Source organism: Mycobacterium parmense, from assembly GCF_010730575.1.
Taxonomy (GTDB): domain Bacteria; phylum Actinomycetota; class Actinomycetes; order Mycobacteriales; family Mycobacteriaceae; genus Mycobacterium; species Mycobacterium parmense.
On the sequence record NZ_AP022614.1, the window covers coordinates 4,158,690 to 4,176,123 of the forward strand.

Here is a 17,434-nt window from a genome sequence, read left to right on the forward strand (position 1 = left end):
GCTCAGAACACTAGGTCTGCTGCACCGGGGCCACCGACGGCAGCCCGACCAGCACACCCTCGACGTCGCCGTCCGCACTAACCAGCAAACCGCGCCCCGGAGGCAGTGCCAGAGCCCGGACTGACCGGTTGATCCTGTTCTGCGGGTCGTTGTCCATGAACAGCTGGGCGACTTTCGCCGTGTTCTGGAATCGCATCCACGGATCCATCTGCAGCGTTGCCCAATTCGCACTGTTGCGGGTTGTGAACACGTGCAGCCCGATTTGACGCGCCCGCTCGATCAGCTTCCACAGCGCCGCGCCCACCGGCGGTTTGGGCGGATAGCTTTGGTCCGCCCGCAAATCCTGAACGTCATCGATCAGCACGAAGTGCCGTGGCCCCTCCCAGGGCTTGAGGCCACGCAACTCCTCCTGGCTCAGCCCCTTCGGCGGCAACCGAGGCAGCAGGATCTGTTGCGCGAGTTCCGTGATCACCTCGTCGATCTCGTCCTGGTCGTAGGCATAGGCGCGCACATATCCGGGACCGTGCAGGTCGCGCAGTCCGTGCGGTGCGGTCTTGGGGTCGATCAGCGTCAGCTGCGCCTCATCCGGGCTGAACCGGTTCATCACGGCCTCGCCGATGGCGACCAGCGACAGGGTCTTGCCGCAGCCCTGCCGGCCCAGGATCATCAGCCCCGGGCTCTCCCGCAGTTTGAGCGGAACGGGGCCCAGATCGTGACGCTCGCCGATGGCGAACGCGATCGACAGGTCGTCGCCGCTCCGGTGGGCGGCATCGAAGTCGAGGATCGCCTTGAGGGCAACGCGCTGCGGGAGCCGTTGCAGCGTAGCGTGTTTGGTCACGCCGGCCACGTCCGCGATCCGGGCGCCGACATCGGTGATGCTCACCAACATGCCGGTGGCCGGATCGGCGAGCGCCGGCATGCCGACGCGCAGCTCGTGCAAGCTGTCGGTCAGGCCGAATCCGGACCGGTTCAAGGTGCGCCGCGCCGCCTCGCGCGATTCCAGCGACGAGTGCCCCATCTGGCTTTCGCTCGGATCGGCCAGCCGCAATTGGATACGCGCCGTGGCATTTTGGAGCAGACTCTGCCGCTGCCCGTGGATCCAGCCCCCGGCGGAGCACATCAGGTGCACCCCGTATTCGGGGCCGCGGCTGCTCAGTGTGATCATGCGGTCGCCGAGCATGGTGTCCTTGGAGTACAGGTCGTCGTAGTCGTCGACCACCACGAAGACGTCACCGAACGGGTCGTTGGGGTCGGTGCCCCCGAGGCCGTCGCTGCCCACCCCGAACCGGCGCTCGCGGAAGCCGTCGAGGTCGATCTTGAGCCGCCGGAACGCGTCCTCCCGCGCGTCGATCAGCGCGTCCATGCTGCTCAAGATGCGCTCGATGCCCTCGCCGTCCTTCGGCGACACGATGTCGGTGACGTGGGGCAGCGAGGCGACCTGGGCCAGCGTGGCCCCACCGATGCAGAAGAACGTCACCCGCGCGGGACTGTACATCGCCGCCGCCGAACACAGCAGCGTCATCAGGGTCGTCGTCTTGCCGCGCTGCTTGGCCCCGACCACGATGATGTTGCTGCGCAACGCGTCCATCGCGTACACGACCTGCTTGGACTCCTCGGGGATGTCCATGACGCCCACCGGGAACAGCAGGCCCGGATTGCGGCCGTAGTCGACGTGCCACGGCTTGCCGCGCAACGCCTCGACCAGGACGTCGACGGGCGCGGGCTCCTCCAGGGGTTCCAGCCACGGCCGGCGGGGTGACCGGTGCGGCACGTTGTGCAGCGACTCGCGCAGGACGTCGACGATCTTTTTCCTCTTGAAACCGTCCTCGTGGAAAAGGAATTCGTCGGGTTCGGCGTCGACCGCTGCGGCGGCTTCGAGTGCGGCCGCGTCGGCGGCGTCGAGCGGCTGGTACTGCCAGTTGTAGAGCCGGGGCTTGGTCAAGGTCATGTCGACGGTCCTGGCCACTTCCTTGGTCTTTGGCACCACGAACGGCGCCGACAGATAGAAGCAGCGGAACGGCTCCAGGTCGCGCGGCCCGACCTTGAGCAGCGCGAAGCCGTTCTCCTTCGACGGCAGGTGGTAGGCGGCGTCCGATCCGATCACCTCGCGGCTGTCGTCACCGGACTCGGCCCGCAGCGCGATCCTGAAAGCGATGTTGGACTTCACCTTCTGCAACGACGACAGGTCGAGGCGCTGCCCGCCCAACATGAAGAAGACGTTGGCGCCGCGGCCCTCCTGGCCGATGTGGATGATCAGGTTGATCCACTTCTCGTGATTGGCGAACAGCTCGAGGTATTCGTCGACGATGACGAGCAGGACCGGCACCGGCGGCAGGTCGCGCCCGGCGAGCCTGATCTCCTCGTAATCGTTGGCGTCGCGGGCGCCGACCGAGGTGAAAAGCTCGTAGCGCTGTTTGATCTCGCCGTCGATCACCCTGCGCATCCGTTCGGCGAGGTGCCGCTCGTCCTTGCCGAGGTTGGACAGCGCCGCCACGACGTGCGGGATGCCCAGAATGTCCTGGGCCGCCGACTCGAACTTCATGTCGACGAAGATCACGTTGAACGTCTCCGGCGAATGGGTCAGCGCAATGCCGTAGACCAGCGACAGGAAGAACTCCGATTTGCCCGAACCACTGGTGCCGATGACCACGGAGTGAAAACCGAAGCCGCCGAAGTCCTTTGCGCGGAAGATGATGCTCTGCAGCTCGCCGTTGGGCTTGGCGCCGACCGGGATCTCGCACCACCGCTCGTCGCCGCGGCCCCGGCGTTCGGCCCACAGCCGGTCGACGTCGAGCTCTCGGGGGTCGGCGATGCCGAGTGCCCGCAGCAGTTCCGCCGCGCCGCCGGCCGAATCGGCGATCTCACTACGGCTGGTCGGCGACCAGCGCGCCATCGCCCGCGCGTACCGGTAGGCCCGGTGCACCGACAGCTGGTCCGCGTGGGCGAAGAACTTCCCGCGGACCCGCAGCAGCGGCGCCGCGCGTGTGTCGTCGTCGTCGGGGTCGGAGGCGTTCGAGAGGGCCTTTGTCCGTCGGTCGGAGGGCCCGTTCGGTGCGCCGTGTCGCTCGGCCATCTCGAACACCTGATCCTCGGCGAAGCCGACGCCGGTTCCGACCCGGGAGGCGATGCGCAGCACCGTGATTCCCGCCTTACCGACCTGCCCCACCACGCTCTCCCAGGCGTCCGGACTGCCGGTGTTGTCGTCGACGATCACCAGATGCGGCCCGAGGTCGGCCCCGTCGGAACCCGTTTCCAGTGTGGAGGACATCGCGGTGGGGCTGGCCGCGGCCTGCGGCGCCCACGCACCACGCTTGCCCTTCATGTGGAGCTCGGCGCCCAGGGCCTCCTCCAGTTCCTCGGGCGTCGCGAAGATCAGCCGCCGCCACCCGCAGGCGTCGAACAACTCGTCGTGCAGGGTGTGGGGCAGCCACACCATCCACGACCAGGCCTCGGGATTGCGGGTCACCACAAGCAGTTTCACGTCGTGGGGGTTGTGGAAGACCGCCAGCGAGCACAGCACCGAGCGCATGAGCGACCGCAGCCTGTCCAGGTCCTCGCCGACGAAGCTGAATCCGGGGGCAGAGCGCAGGTTCACCACTTTGGCGATGTCGCGAATCTTGCGCTGCTCCAGTATGAAATCGCGCAGCGCCTGCCCCGTCACCGGTTCCAGTTCCTCGTCGGAGGCGATGTCGGGCCACGTCACCGACAGCACCGAGTCCGGCGCGTGCTGCACGCCGGTGCCCAGCCGGACTTCCAGGAAGTCGACGTCGCGCCGGCCGCGTTCCCACATCCGCGGGCCGCCGATGATGGCCCCGAGGCCGCGGGGGTCGGAGTGCACGGAGTTCTGCCATTCGCGTTGCGCGCAGACGGCGGTCTGGATCTCGTCGCGGTTGACATCGAGGTCGCGCAGGTAGCGGCGGCGGCCCTTCTCCATTTCGCCCCAGGTGATCTTGCGCGCCCGGCCGAACCGGCCGGAGAACGCCAGCATGCTGAACGCTCCGATTCCCATCAGGGGGAAGAAGCCGGTGGACAGGCTTCGCACGCCGGACACGTAGAGCATGACGATGGTGCCGATGAGCGCCACGATCAGCGCGGGCACGCCGATCATCACCCAGATGTTGCGCGGCTCCCGTTCCGGCAGCGCGATCGGGGCGTTGGGCGCCACCCGAACCGGCTTGGGCGGGTCGATCTTGACGCGGTGGATCGGGAACGCCCTCTTAGACATTGACTAGCCTCCGGCTTTCGCTGATGTCGTCACCACTGCCACCTGACCGAGCGTCGGTACCGTGTCACGAGCCAAAAGTGCTGCCTGCCTTGACAGAGCCGGTCCTGCGGCGAAGGTCCGCAACAATGGCCACGGCGCCTGCACCGCCGCCCCGGGGTCGAGGCCCAGCGCGCGTAGCGTCGAGTCGTCGGCGGCGATCCCGAATCGCACGCCGTTGTCGGACACCCAGAACAGCGACTCGCGGGAATCGGACGTGATCACACCGCTTGTCGACGCCACGAAGTTCGCCGCACCGGGCAGCACCAGCACCTGGTTCGCCACCACCGAGGCCGGGTCGCGGTCGTCGCGGACCAGGTGCACGATCCGGTCGTCGGTGTACGACGGCACCGGCAGTCCGCGGCCGTTGTAGATGGTGACGCGCGCCTGCGGATCCGTCGAGCCCTTCTCCCACCCGACGCAGGTTGTCGGATTCGCCGCCGTGTCGACGAAATTCAGCCGGCCGGTCGGGTAGTACTCCACCGCAAGTGAGTTCACCTCGGGGATGTTGACCAGCACGTCGGGAGTCACGGCGCGTGGCGCCGTAGACCCGTAGGAGTTGGCGCTGCGCAGCAGGTCGGCCACGAAGCTGGTGACCTTCTGGACGCCGTCAGGCAACAGCACGTAGAACTGGCTGCCGCCGCCCGCGGTCTGAGCCTGCAGCACCGCACCGACCTGGGAGCCCGCGACCCACTTCGACGGCGTGCCCGCCTGCGGAACCTGCGGGACACGCAGCGGCTCCGTCGCGGGCAGCGCGTCGTGCAGCGCCCGCGAAATCGCGACGGGGGATGTCACTCCGGGGTCAAGGCCCAAGCTGAGGGTGACAGCCCTGTCGGCCGGATCCACCTGGGAGCGTTTGCCTCCCCAGATCACGTAAGTGGTGCCTTCGAAGGTGACCAGCAACCCCGCGTCGTCAGGCATCGGCGCGGCGCGGCCGCCGCTGGTGAGCGCGCCCGCGATCGAGGTGACGAGCGGCTTGTCTGTGCTGCGTGGGCGCCCCGCGGTGTCGCACACCGCCCACGCCGAGGTCGCCCCGCGATGCACCGGCATGGCCGCGGGTGCTCCCGGGATGCCGATCAGCGGACCGGTCGGATACTTTGCGATCTCGGCGGGCTTCACCCACGTCGGTTGTCCCGCCGTTCCGGTCGCCAGCCTTGCCGACGTCAGGTTCAGCGCCGGGTAGAGCCTGCCGTCGATGCGCGCATAGAGCGCGCCGGAGTCGCGGTCCCCGATGATGGCCGAATCACCAACTATGCCAGTCGGTTTGAGGACATTGAGCAACATCATCCAACCACCGGCGATGGCCACCAGGACCATGGACAACACCAGCGCGGCGGTCTGCTTGCGGTCGTCGTGCTTCATTCGAACCGAGAAGCGGGTCGTTGCCGCCCGGAGTCGGCGGTTGTAGAAGAGGTGGCCCGAATTCTGGTCGCGGTTGGACAGGCTCAGCGGCATTTCTCAATACCCCTTGGGTGCTCGGCGAGGGTCGGCCTGCTGAATACGGTCGGCGAGATCGGATGCGTCGGCGGCGACGCCGTAGCGGCCCCGGGCATAGTTGATGAACGCGCACGCTTGTGCGACCAAGTTATGGATGTCGGAGGACGTTCCGGGTTGGTGGAAGGCCGCGAACGTCGGCGCGATGAACTGCCAGGCGCCCACGCTGGGCTGCCCGGCGGCGGGGTTGAGGGCGTCGGCGTGGTAGCTCGATTCGCGGCGAGCCACCAGGTCCATCCCGCGGACCCATCGCGCGCGGGCCACAGGGTCGTGAATTCCTTTGATATCCAATGCTTTGCCGATCGCAGCCAACACCGCAGGCCGGCCGGATCTCGTCGGCGGCGGGTAGTGCAGCCGACGGAGGCGCAGCGCCAGAATCCTGGCCCGGGCCCGCGAGGCAGCGATGTGCCGGTGCGCAGAACGCAACCTGGCCGCCATGCGGGCCGCGGCCTCACGTCGGCCCAACGGCGTGGCAGCCGACGGTGCCTCGACTTCGGCCTTCGCGGCTTGCAGCAGCGCGCGCGTCGCGGCGCTGGCGCGCCCGTGATCGGTTCTCGCGGCCGTCACGAGTTGAGCGAGCGCCCGGTCTGCCTCGGCAGCCTCGTGTAGTTGACTCGAGAGGTGCCCCGTCGCCCGCGCGCGCGTCTGCGCCGACGTATCGACGACGGATTGCCCGACGTTGCCGGCGAAGAGGCTGTGGCCGCGGGTCAACGCCTTCACCGCCTGAGCCATGAACGGATCAGTCAACGACTCCCCCTGAGCTGTCGACGTGCGCTCGGCGCGTTGCATCCTTTTCGGACACTCGAGTTACTCCCACACCCTCCGGTCTCTGCCTCGGCCGCATCAATAGCATGCCCGAAAGCAATTCGGCAGACGGCCGCTTTCGAGCACTGAGGGTATCGCTCGCTGAACTGCCCGACTACTCACCTTGGGTGCCCGAGATGCAATTCCACGCCGTACGCGAACTCCGGCTACTCTTTGGCTTCGTCCTCGCTCGGCATGATGACGATCCGCCGATTCGGCCTGTTGGTGACGACGGTCGGCTTGCCTTCACCGGGCTTGGTGACGGGAGCGCTCGGCGGGACCGTCAACCTGCCTTTCACCGGCTGGCCGTTGGGCACGCCCGGTGCGGTCACGCGCTTCTCCCCCGGCTTGTCCTTGGCGCCGCCGTCAGCGCCGGCGCCCATCGCGCCCGGGGGCATCATCGGCATGCCGGTCATTCCCGTGGGTCCCGACATTGTCGGCGTGCCACCAGTCGGCGCCCCAAGCAGCCCCTTCGTCGGCGCTCCCGACGGAGTGGTCGGTGGCGACGAGGACGGCACGGGCGGCGGACCGAGCGAGCTGGCCGGTGTCGTGCCACCCAACCCGCCGCCGCCGAGACCACCGGCGCCCCCGCCGCCGGCCTCAGGGTCAGGGCCGAAGCCGTCGACCAGCGCCGGGCTACCCGCTTCGAGGGCGCCCGCCCCGTGAGACGCCCCCTGGACCGCGCTCATCAGCGGCTGAATAGCGCTCTGACCGGCCTGCATGGCCTGTTGCGGCAGCTGCGTCAGCGGCCCCATGATGCCGCCGACGGCGCCGCCGAGCGCGCCGGTGATGGTCGAGATCATCTGCTGCATCGTCTGGGCGGATTGCTGGGCGCCGGCTTGCGCGCCCACGCCTTGCATCTGCTGCGCCGAGTCGGCTTCATTGGAAGTGAACTTGGCCAGTGCGTCCGCCGCGTGCGCCTTGCGGTCCAGATCCCCCTGGGTGCTGGATGCCACATCTCCCGGCACGCCAGAATTGCTTGCAAGAACAGCCGCGCCCGCAGCAATACCCGCCGGTGCCTGAGAAGGGGGAGGCGGCGGCGTCGGCGTAATCGGCGGTGGTGGCGTGGCGCCTATCAGAATCGGCAAGGTGTCCGGCGTTACTTTGACCGTTGTGCCGGGTGGAAGGTTCGCGAGCCCGGGCGGAATCGGCGTTGCCGGCAGAAGCGACGGGATCGGGTTAGGCACTAGAGGTCCGGACGGTGTCGGACCATCTCCGCTCATAAGTTCACCTCATCCCCCGCTGTGCTCGCTTGCCGGCCCGGAGCGCCATTGCGTGCTGCACCGTCATTTTGTCACAGCTGTCATCGCGCGGTATTCATGTTGGATCCCGACCTCTTCAGCCCCGAACGCGGCCGGCACAAATCGCGAACAGCGGCCGAATCGTAGTCGGGCAGGCATTCAGCACACCGTCTTTACGTATCGACGATGCGTCGCCGCAAATGTCTACTTCGTTGTCCCGACGGCACGGGTTTCGAGGTTCGCGGTAGTCGCCGAAAGTTGTCGGACCTGGTTGCGATGATGGGGTTATGTCGTTGACCACTTCGTCTGCTGTGGCGCCGAGTCCTGTTGAGCGGGTTGATGGGTTGTTTGCGGAGTTGGCGGAGTTGGCCGGTCAGCGCAATGCCATCGATGGGCGCATCGTGGAAATTGTGGCCGAGTTGGATCGCGACGAGCTGTGCGGGGCCACCGGCGCGCGCTCGATCGCGGCGTTGGTGGCCTGGAAGCTGGGCGCGTCCTCGGCCCATGCCCACACGATCACCACCGTCGCGCGCCGGCTCGAGCAGTTCCCGCGCTGCGCCCAGGGCCTGCGGGAGGGCCGGCTGTCACTGGATCAGGTCGGGGTGATCGCCGCGCGCGCCGCCCACGGCTCTGATGAGCACTACGCCCAGCTGGCGTCGGTGGCCACGGTCACCCAGCTGCGCACCGCGGTCAACCTCGAACCACGCCCCGACCCCCCGGCGCGGCCCGAACCCGGCCCCTCGATCACCACGACCTCGAACCAGGAGTTCACCTGCTGGCGGATCAGGCTCGCGCACCCCGACTCCGCGAAACTCGACGCGGCGCTGGGCGCGCATCGCGAGGCGCTGATCGCCGAGTGGAAACACGACCGCGGCGACGCCACCCGTGTTTCGGAGAGCGCGCCGCCGTTCCCGGGCAACGTCGAGGCGTTGATGCGCCTGATCGAGACCGGCTGGGATGCCGAGGCCACCCGCCGCCCGCACAGCCAGCACACCACCGTGGTGGTGCACCTCGACGTCGAGCAGCCCGCCGCCGCCCTGCACCTGGGGCCGGCACTCACCGACGCCGAACGCCAGTACCTGACCTGCGATGCCACCTACGAGGTCTGGTTTCACCGCGACGGCCAGCCCCTGGGCGCCGCACGCAGCACCCGCACCATCAACCGGCGACTGCGCCGCGCCCTGCAACACCGCCACCCCCACTGCGCAGTCCCCGGCTGTGGCGCCACCCGCGGCCTACACGCCCACCACCTCCAACACTGGGAAAACGGCGGCCCCACCGAGCTGACCAACCTGGTCCTGATCTGCCCCCACCACCACCGCGCCCACCACCGCGGCGACATCACCCTCACCGGACCCGCCCACCAACTGCTCGTCACCGACAACACCGGCCGACCCCTGCAGCCCGGACCACTGGCACGCCCACCCACGACACCACCACCCGCCGTCCCCCCATACCCCGGGCCCACCGGCGAACGCGCCCAATGGTGGTGGTACCAACCGTTTGAACCACAACCACCGCCAACAAACAATTAATGGATTCCGTCTGGTATCACCGCGCGATCGGATTTTGAAGTCAGGGCCGGCTACCAGGCCCCGCCAAGCGGCCCACCCGGCCAAGTCGGGTCATAGCTGCCGCCGCGGTATCTATAGCGGAGCACGCCCGCTTAGACAGCACCGAGGCGGCTGATCGCAGCGAACCACGCTAGGTGGTAATTCGCCAGATATTCGTGATCATCAATCAAAGCCTCGATCGCGGCCAAAAGCATCCAGTCGCCTACAGCGGCCAAATCGTGGTCGGGGTACGCATTCAGAACGGCGTTTTGCGTATCGAGGATCCGGCCGCGCAACACTTCTGCTTCGTTATCGAGAACACCCGTTTTTCGCACTGCCGGCGCTGCGAGAGCTTGTGCTATCCGTGGGAGACCGTCGCGGCGGCGCACCGCATGCACGAGTGCTGGTCCGAGTTCATCGACTTGTGGTACGGCGGAGCGAGCCGGCCGGTCGCCGGTCATCGAAGGCTCGTCCGGGGCGGCTTCGGCGACACGGGAGTTGCTTTGGTGGGCAGCCGCGATGACGACGGCGCCCAATAGGTCGACCGCAGTCGCATTGCGTCGGCGCAGCGTTGGTTCCAGCAGCGTCACGTGGGCGGGAAGGCGGACATGGGGCGGGATCCACCCGCAGGCAAGATCAGTAACCACCAGAGTGGTAGTGCCGTCGTCACGCAGCCCAGCCGCCCAGGAGAGCCGGGGTTCCTGACGTGCTACCGCGTTTACCAGCCGCTGTAATCGCTGCTGCTCGGCCGACCTGGCAGACGCTGCGCCTGCTGTGGCGCCAGCGGTCGCGGACAGAGCCGACGCGCCGGCCGTTGTCGCAGAACCGGCGCCCGCCTGCCCCGGGCCCGCTCCGGGAGTTGCCCGCTCCACCGGGGAGACCACCGGACCGCCAGCCGACGGGGATGATCCGGGGGAGGGCGCGACAGGCGACCCAGAGACCGGCGCCGTCGGGATAGACGGCGTTGCCGGGGCCGCCACAATGGGTGGGCGTAGGTCGGACCCGTAAGCGGGCAGCGGTCCGGTAGGCACGCTCGCGCCGCTCACCACCGGCGCCGAGGGCGCCGACCAAGAGCCGCCAGTCATTACCGCAGGCGCCACCGCCGCCACGCCCCCTGTGGGGGTCGAAACGACGGGGTTGCTTGGAGTAGCCGGACCGATCTCAGAACCCGTCGCCGCGGCCTCCGCACCCCCGGACATTGGTGCCGAAATGACGGGCGCGGCTGCCATCGGGGCGGCCACTTGCGGTGGAGGAGCGGCCCCTTGCCCCACCGCATTCATCGCTCCCCCGGACAATGCTTGGGCACCCGCACCCGCCGGCTGCCCGTTCATCATTCCTGTGGCGAACGTCTGCCCAAGGGGGCCAGGTGACAGGCCTTGGCCAAGTGCTGCTGGGGACATGGCACCAGTTGGCGCTCCTGGCATGCTCGGGGCAGCAGTGGCGATCGGCGCGCCAGACAAGGGTGAATTACTGCCAGCCGACGGGAGGCCGCGCACTCCGCTGTTGCCTGTGGCTGGTAAGGCCCACGACCCCGGAGACGCCCCACCTGGCGGCGGCACACCCGCATCGCTACGCACGCCACTACCGCCAGATGCTGCTTGCGGTGACCCATAGGGCAGGCCGCCGCGACCATCAACACGGATCCCCTGGCCGTGCCCGGCCGCTTGCGGCGCGCTCAAATCGTCGTCGCTCATCACAGCAGGCGCCGAAGCATCGCCGACATCAAAGCCGTGATCTCGAGCCCACGTGCGTGCGTCACTTCCCGATTGTTCGCCGTCAAGGATTTTCTGTATGCCAATTATTATCTTGTCGACCGTCGTGCGGCTCGCGTTGGCAGCGTCTGCATTGCAACGCAATTGAACAGCTTGGATTTCTGCTAATTGCTGGGGCGACGGCTTATTCGAACGAAGTATTTGGTTTATCTCCTCGTTGCCTCGGTCTGCTATGTCTGTCAGCCGGCTTCTCAGAAAGTCGATCGCGTCGGCGCAGGAATCGAGGGCTCTCGCTTTTGCTTGGTACTTTTCGGCCAAATCGAGATGATGCTTTTGTCCCTGCTGGTATCGAGACACGAGGTCATCCGCTGTGCGTCCCTTATTGCCGTCCGTATATGCGGTCCACTGCTTCTGGAGGTTTTGCGCGTATTCTTGCTGCTCGGTGCATGCATGATTCCAGTGCGCGGCGCAGTTGCGGAGATCCGCCGACGGTTCCGGCCACCACGGTCCCACGAGCGGGACTGAATACAGCCCGGCTGGGATATCAGCTCCCATTGCACATGTTCTTCAGTACGGCGTCCTTCACATTTATGTCGTCCAGTGCGGCATGAAATTCAGCATCGGTAGCCACGCTTTTGCTGCCCATCGCTGTGGCGGTGCGGTATGCCGTCGCCAGCGCATGTGCAGCGTCGCGGTGGGCGGGGTCGAGGGCTGGATCGGCGGCCGCGCTATCGAGCATGGCCGCAGCGTTCGTAAGCGCAACACGGCCTAAACCCACGTCGGTGCCGTTCGTGTCCGTCTGTACCGCTCGTGCTGCCAACCTGTACGTATTACACAGCTGTTGCTGCGCAGCTGAGCTCTCGGCAACGGTATAGGTGGTCGTCGGAGTTGTAGGTGTAGCTGGCGCCCGCGTGGGGTGATCCAAGGTCAGAATCAGCGACAAAACGGCCACCACGGCGGCGCCCGCCGCGACTGTTAAAGCGAGCAATGCGATAGCGCGGGATGTGCGTTCGTGAGTCGCGGGATGAGCCTTCAACCTCTGCACGCGCGGGAGCCGAACACTCGACCCTTCCCCACTCTTCGAAGGCTGGTGCCCCGGCATCGTTCCTCCCCTTGCTTCGCTGGAACCCTTTCGAAACATGCACCGATTGGGCCCAGTCCTTGGCACATCGTCAACCATGGAAGCAATACCTTCTCAACTCATGGTGGAACACACAGGGGGATGGCGGCAAATCATTTCATCATCGGAGGCTGCCATCAACGCGGCGGCTGCTATTGGCTCCATAGCTCAACTCTTTGGGTATCTGCCACCACACCCGATACTGCGCGGCATAGCGTGCCTCACAACTTCGTGTCTGTATGAGTAGTTGATCGACCTAAACCGCCCCGCACAGCGGTCGATTCAGTCGCAATCCGCTGATCCAAGGTGGTAAACGTCTTGGCGGCGTGGTCGCCTTCTTGCTGACCGACGTCGGAGCCTTCCTCGTACGCCTGCAGGTTCTTCACATGCTGGGCATGCGCGGAGCTAAGGACCTCTTGGAAGCCCTCCGCGGCGACGAACTCACCGAACATGCCCGACCAGCTGCCCCGAGATCGGTGACCAGCCCGAGTTTCGCGTGCTAGCCAGCCCGGCGAGAGTCGTTGGCCCCCGAGCGCAGCATGTCCGGATCAACGAACATGGCGCCCCTCCCCGACTTCGATGCGAAAAACGGCGGATGAATCACCGTTTGGAGCAGGCACCGGCGGTCGCGCCCACTGATCAGCCGTTGGAAACCTTCGTCTCGGCGATCTGGTCGAAGCAGGCGTTGCGATCGACTTGTGTCGATACCTCGAAGGGAATTCTGGCTCGCCGCAACGGCAAACCAGTGCATGTCGGTCAACTGCGCGGCGTGGAATTACCCGACTCGCCTCGCACGGAACGCAATTCGGCCGCATTCCGCTGATCCATAGTGGTAAAGGTCGTGGCGGCGTAGTGCGCCTTCTTGCTGACCGACGTCAGCGCCTCCCGGTGGGCCTGCAGGTTCTTCACATGCTGGGCATGCGCGGAGCTGAGCGCATCGTGGAACTCCTCGGCGGCGGCGAACTCACCGAACATGCCCGATGCCAACGGTCCTCGGGAAAGATGACCGGCCCCCTCTTCGGCATGCCCGCCGGCCCGGCGAGAGTCGTCGGCCCCCGAGTGCAGCATGTCCGGATCAACGAACACCGCCACCCCTCCCCGGCTCCGACGCGACATTCAGCGCTGCCGGCCAGGCTAAGCACAGACCCGCGGGCGGTCAATTCACCCCACCGGCGTCGCGGTCCACGCCGCGCGCCGCGTGCGGCTAGAAGCCGTGCCGATTGGTCACCGAACCCGCCGGCCTGTCCCATTCCGGGTCGACGGTGATGGGTGCTCGAATCTCCAGGTGCGGCAGCGGAAGCGTCCCGAACGGCGTGTGCACCTGGCCTGGGGTGGTCACGCGCGCGTCGCCTCGGTAGGGCGCCGTCATGCCCTCGCGGGCCAGATCGTCGCCATGCCCCACGGCGATCTCGGTCATGTTGTGCAGCGCCTCACTACCGACGTCGAAGTAGTTCAGGTGGTCATCGAACCAGGGCACCACGTTGCGCGAACCGGCGACCTCTGCGCGGAAACGAACCGCCCCGAACCCCTCGTGTGCGGGGTCAGGTCCCAGCCCGACCCGCGGACCCAGCGGGCGCCCGAGAAGGTCGTTGACCGCATTCGGCGCACCGCTGCCGGTTTCACCGATCCAGCTGATCGCATCGGTGGAGGCCGCACCCACATACAGCTTCCCGCCACCAAGATGGAAGTCGGAGGCACCGCTTGCCAAATCCGTTCCCGGACAACCGATTAAAACCGCATCGTCAGCACGCATCCGACCACCGGCGAATGCATCCGCCACGGTCGTGGCTCCGTAGGAGTAGCCCACGACTGCGGTGTGCGAAGCAACGGCGGCATCGTGGGTGACCGTAAGGCCGTTGACATCACCGGCGAGCAGCGCGGCCCCTTCGCGGGCGATCCAGGGAGTGCCGACCTGCTGGAGCCTGGCGGGATCGGCTATAGCCAATTCCCAACGCCGGCCGTCGAACTCGGGAGCGTCGTAACCGATCCACGCCAGCACCGCCGCAGGGCGAACGGGGTCCGCCTTCGACGACTGGTCGTAGAGGTTGACCGCGTCGTTCTGTTCGTCGGCCAGCCAACCCCACTTCACGCCGCCGTTGGTGCCCGGCACGATCACCGTGGTGTTGCGCGCCTTGTCCGGATCGCCGATCGAGATCGCCGCCCTGCCCTTGCCTTTGAAAGCCAGCGGGTCGTATGCCCACAGCATCACAGGCCGCGGTGGAACCGCGCCGATCCCCTCGTCGTGTCGGAGGCCGTCGTTGGTCTTCACCGCATTCCGATACCTCGTGACGTCGTCGCCCGTAAGGCCGTACCGCTGCGGATTGGCGAACACGTCGTTGCCGATGTCGTTGGAGGCGTTGTCTCGCAACACTTCCGGCCGCAGACCGCGCCCTCGGGCCGCGTCCTCGACCCGGTTCAAGTCGTCGTTGAGCACCGACGCGTTGACTTGTCCCCGCACCTCGGCCGGAATTCCGTCGAGGTTGCCCAACTCGGTCGGGTGCTGGTCGACCAGCAGGCGCTTCTGCCCGTCGCTCAGGGCGTCCCACCAGTCCTTGACCTGCTGCGCAGACGTGTCCGCGGACGGGACCAGCAACGTATCCGCAACCTCGACGTCCGCCGGGGGCACCCCGTCGTCCCGCAGCCGCGACAGCGCGTCGTGCAGCGCCGTCGAATAGTCGGCGCGGATTTGCCGCACGCAGAGCAGGACGGCCCTGGTTTCCGCGACGGCATCGTCACACAGGTCGTCGACGTCGCCGCAGCCCGTCCCGATCTCTGCGTCGATGTCGGTCAGGTCATGCTCGAGCGCCGTGACATACCACGCCGCCTGGCGCTGCGATTCGGCGAGCATGGCGGCGATGCGCTCTAAATCGACTGAAACGCAACTCAATTGGGCAGCCTGCAGCCCCAGCGACACAGTTACGCGCCGGACTTCGGCCGAGTCGTTGACCGGGTTCGCGCCGCGGTCCCGATTCCACGACGCCTCGAAGCGCCGGCGCGCCTCGTCGAACGCGGCCTCGGATGCGGCCGTGGATTGCCCCGCGTCCCGAAACGCCCGCGCCAGGTGATCGATAAGCGCGGGACGGCCGGTTTGCAGACCCTCGTTGAGCTGCCACGGGTCGCCGCCGGCCTCGACGACCAGCATGGCGACGCTCAGGTACCGCAGCTGCATCGGGCGCGCGGATCGTTATAGGGCGCTGGCACCATCGGCCAGGCCGTCGCCGTCGGTGTCGGTCAGCCTGACGTTCCACTTCCCGTCCCCGTCGGTGTCGACGTACCCGGTCACGCCGGTCTCGTCGCGGCGCAGCACCCGGTCGGCCAGGCCATCGCCGTCGGTGTCGATCAGCCGGTCGTCGGCGCGGCCGGGACCATCGAAATCGACCAGCGGACCGCCGGTGTGCTCGACACCGTCAAGCCCGAACCACCGCAGTTGCCCACCCCGGTCGACCGCCACCCCCCAGGTCCCCGATCCGTCGTCGGTGAAGTACGCCTCCGGGGTGCCGTCGTTGTCCACATCGAGCACGGCGTGATCGGCGACGCCGTCGCCGTCCAAATCGACGAGGGCGTCGTCACGCAGGCCGTCACCGTCGAGGTCCAGCCCGACCGCGTCCAGACGCCCATCGCCGTCGAGGTCGAGGTCGGGTTGGGCGTGCGAGAGAGCCGCGCCGTCGTCGCCGGCAAGGCAGTAGTCCATGGATAGTCGGACGGCACAACACCATTACGGGTTCCCGCGACCATTACGGGTTCCCGCGACCATTACGGGTTCCCGCGCGATCGCCACCACGCCAGCAACTCGGCCGTCGCGTCCTCGTTGCTCAGCGGCCCGCGCTCCAGCCGCAGCTCCTTCAAGAAGCGCCACGCCTCACCGACCTGGGGGCCCGCCGGGATGTCCAGCAGCTGCATGATCTGGTTGCCGTCCAAGTCCGGACGCACCCGCGCCAGGTCCTCCTGCGCGGCCAGCTCGGCGATACGTTCCTCGAGCCGGTCGTAGCTGGCCTGCAGCCGCGCGGCACGACGCTTGTTGCGGGTCGTGCAGTCGGCGCGCACCAGCTTGTGCAGCCGGGGCAGCAACGGCCCGGCGTCGGTGACGTAGCGGCGCACCGCCGAATCGGTCCACTTGCCGTTGCCGTAACCGTGGAATCGCAGGTGCAGGTACACCAGTTGCGACACGTCCTCGACCAGCTGCTTGGAATGCTTCAGCGCACGCAGCCGCTTTCGCGCCATCTTCGCGCCGACCACCTCGTGGTGGTGAAAGCTCACGCCGCCGTCGGGCTCGAGCCGCCGGGTGGCCGGCTTGCCGATGTCGTGCAGCAGGGCCGCCCAGCGCAACACCAGGTCGGGACCACCCGCGGGAGGGGGGTCCTCCAGGGCGATCGCCTGCCGCAGCACCGTCAGCGAGTGTTGGTAGACATCTTTGTGTTGATGGTGTTCGTCAATGGCCATCTGCATGCCGCCGACCTCGGGCAACACCACCTCGCCCATCCCCGACTGCACCAGCAGGTCGATGCCGGCCACCGGATCCTGGCTCAGCAGCATCTTGTCCAGCTCGGCGGCCACCCGTTCGGCGCTGATCCGGGCCAGCTGCGGCGCCATCTCCTCGATCGCCGCCCGCACCCGCGGCGCGACGGTGAAACCGAGCTGCGAGACGAACCGCGCCGCGCGCAGCATCCGCAGCGGGTCGTCGCCGAAGGACACCGACGGCGCCGCCGGTGTGTCGAGAAGGCGGCCGCCCAGCGCCGCCAGGCCGCCCAACGGATCCAGAAACTCCCCCGGGCCCTCGGGCGTGATCCGCACGGCCATCGCGTTGACCGTGAAGTCTCGGCGCACCAGGTCGTCCTCGAGGCGGTCGCCGAACCGCACCTCGGGGTTGCGCGACACCTGGTCGTAGGTGTCCGCGCGGAACGTGGTGATCTCCAGGCGGTGCCCGTCCTTGCCGACCCCGACGGTGCCGAACTCGATACCGGTGTCCCACAACGCGTCAGCCCACCGCCGCAGGATGGTCTGGACCTGCTCGGGCCGGGCGTCGGTGGTGAAGTCCAGATCGGCGCTCAGCCTGCCCAGCAGGGCATCGCGCACCGAACCGCCGACCAGGTACAACTGATGTCCCGCAGCGTCGAACGCCGAGCCCAGCTCGCTCAGCAGGGGGGCGCGCCTGTTCAGGGCGACCGCGGCGGCGGTCAGCAGGTCGGCATCGGCGTCAGGCACGTTCGATCAGCCTAGTCGGACGGCGGCGTCCGGCTGGGATCGTGCCC

The 17,434-nt window shown here is 67.4% G+C and carries 11 protein-coding genes and 1 pseudogene; 1 reads left to right on the plus strand and 11 read right to left on the minus strand.

From position 1 onward, the window contains the following. Positions 1 to 10: 10 nt before the first annotated feature. The 4 genes from eccCa to G6N48_RS19205 form a co-directional block, all read right to left on the minus strand. Entirely contained in the window at positions 11 to 4,225 is a 4,215-nt protein-coding gene (gene eccCa / locus G6N48_RS19190) for a type VII secretion protein EccCa (protein ID WP_085268461.1), read from the minus strand. A gap of 3 nt (positions 4,226 to 4,228) precedes the next feature. Continuing rightward, positions 4,229 to 5,716: a type VII secretion protein EccB gene (gene eccB / locus G6N48_RS19195; RefSeq protein ID WP_085268460.1), complete on the minus strand. Its 1,488-nt coding sequence runs from the start codon at positions 5,714 to 5,716 to the stop codon at positions 4,229 to 4,231. Between the two features lie 3 nt (positions 5,717 to 5,719). Further along, positions 5,720 to 6,487, minus strand: a complete 768-nt coding sequence (locus G6N48_RS19200; RefSeq protein ID WP_179969951.1) for a transglycosylase — start codon at positions 6,485 to 6,487, stop codon at positions 5,720 to 5,722. A gap of 239 nt (positions 6,488 to 6,726) precedes the next feature. After that, a complete protein-coding gene (locus G6N48_RS19205) occupies positions 6,727 to 7,707 on the minus strand; it encodes a hypothetical protein (RefSeq protein WP_372511207.1) in 981 nt (326 codons plus the stop codon). A 380-nt stretch (positions 7,708 to 8,087) separates the two neighbouring features. On the opposite strand from G6N48_RS19205, the gene G6N48_RS19210 reads away from it, so the two are divergent. Continuing rightward, positions 8,088 to 9,335: an HNH endonuclease signature motif containing protein gene (locus G6N48_RS19210; protein ID WP_163670877.1), complete on the plus strand. Its 1,248-nt coding sequence runs from the start codon at positions 8,088 to 8,090 to the stop codon at positions 9,333 to 9,335. 131 nt (positions 9,336 to 9,466) lie between these two features. Here the strand turns inward: G6N48_RS19210 and G6N48_RS28815 are convergent, their stop codons facing one another. The 7 genes and pseudogenes from G6N48_RS28815 to G6N48_RS19245 all read right to left on the minus strand — a co-directional run bounded on the left by G6N48_RS28815 (position 9,467) and on the right by G6N48_RS19245 (position 17,387). After that, on the minus strand, positions 9,467 to 11,620 hold the full coding sequence (locus tag G6N48_RS28815) for a DUF5631 domain-containing protein (protein WP_139825677.1): 2,154 nt from the start codon (positions 11,618 to 11,620) through the stop codon (positions 9,467 to 9,469). Then, positions 11,610 to 11,804 (minus strand): hypothetical protein, encoded by a 195-nt coding sequence (locus G6N48_RS28340; protein ID WP_232066662.1) that lies wholly within the window; start codon positions 11,802 to 11,804, stop codon positions 11,610 to 11,612. The genes G6N48_RS28815 and G6N48_RS28340 overlap by 11 nt, the downstream gene beginning before the upstream one ends. 602 nt (positions 11,805 to 12,406) lie before the next feature. Then, a pseudogene (locus tag G6N48_RS19225) lies at positions 12,407 to 12,649 on the minus strand (DUF2563 family protein); the annotation flags it as partial. Between the two features lie 292 nt (positions 12,650 to 12,941). After that, positions 12,942 to 13,271: a DUF2563 family protein gene (locus G6N48_RS19230; protein ID WP_085268202.1), complete on the minus strand. Its 330-nt coding sequence runs from the start codon at positions 13,269 to 13,271 to the stop codon at positions 12,942 to 12,944. A gap of 118 nt (positions 13,272 to 13,389) precedes the next feature. Next, the gene (locus G6N48_RS19235; protein ID WP_085268199.1) at positions 13,390 to 15,354 is read right to left on the minus strand and encodes a putative alpha/beta hydrolase; all 1,965 of its coding nucleotides are present in this window, start codon (positions 15,352 to 15,354) and stop codon (positions 13,390 to 13,392) included. A gap of 15 nt (positions 15,355 to 15,369) precedes the next feature. Then, a complete protein-coding gene (locus G6N48_RS19240; RefSeq protein ID WP_085268198.1) occupies positions 15,370 to 15,876 on the minus strand; it encodes a pullulanase in 507 nt (168 codons plus the stop codon). Positions 15,877 to 15,938: 62 nt separating this feature from the next. Then, the gene (locus G6N48_RS19245) at positions 15,939 to 17,387 is read right to left on the minus strand and encodes a CCA tRNA nucleotidyltransferase (protein WP_085268197.1); all 1,449 of its coding nucleotides are present in this window, start codon (positions 17,385 to 17,387) and stop codon (positions 15,939 to 15,941) included. Positions 17,388 to 17,434: the final 47 nt, after the last annotated feature.

Coding starts and splice junctions, on each gene's coding strand:
- G6N48_RS19200 (WP_179969951.1), bottom strand. CDS start 6,487: ATGGCTCAGGCGGTGAAGGCGTTGACCCGCGGCCACAGCCTCTTCGCC.
- G6N48_RS28815 (WP_139825677.1), bottom strand. CDS start 11,620: ATGGGAGCTGATATCCCAGCCGGGCTGTATTCAGTCCCGCTCGTGGGA.
- G6N48_RS19210 (WP_163670877.1), top strand. CDS start 8,088: ATGTCGTTGACCACTTCGTCTGCTGTGGCGCCGAGTCCTGTTGAGCGG.
- eccB (WP_085268460.1), bottom strand. CDS start 5,716: ATGCCGCTGAGCCTGTCCAACCGCGACCAGAATTCGGGCCACCTCTTC.
- eccCa (WP_085268461.1), bottom strand. CDS start 4,225: ATGTCTAAGAGGGCGTTCCCGATCCACCGCGTCAAGATCGACCCGCCC.
- G6N48_RS19240 (WP_085268198.1), bottom strand. CDS start 15,876: ATGGACTACTGCCTTGCCGGCGACGACGGCGCGGCTCTCTCGCACGCC.
- G6N48_RS28340 (WP_232066662.1), bottom strand. CDS start 11,804: ATGCTCGATAGCGCGGCCGCCGATCCAGCCCTCGACCCCGCCCACCGC.
- G6N48_RS19235 (WP_085268199.1), bottom strand. CDS start 15,354: ATGCAGCTGCGGTACCTGAGCGTCGCCATGCTGGTCGTCGAGGCCGGC.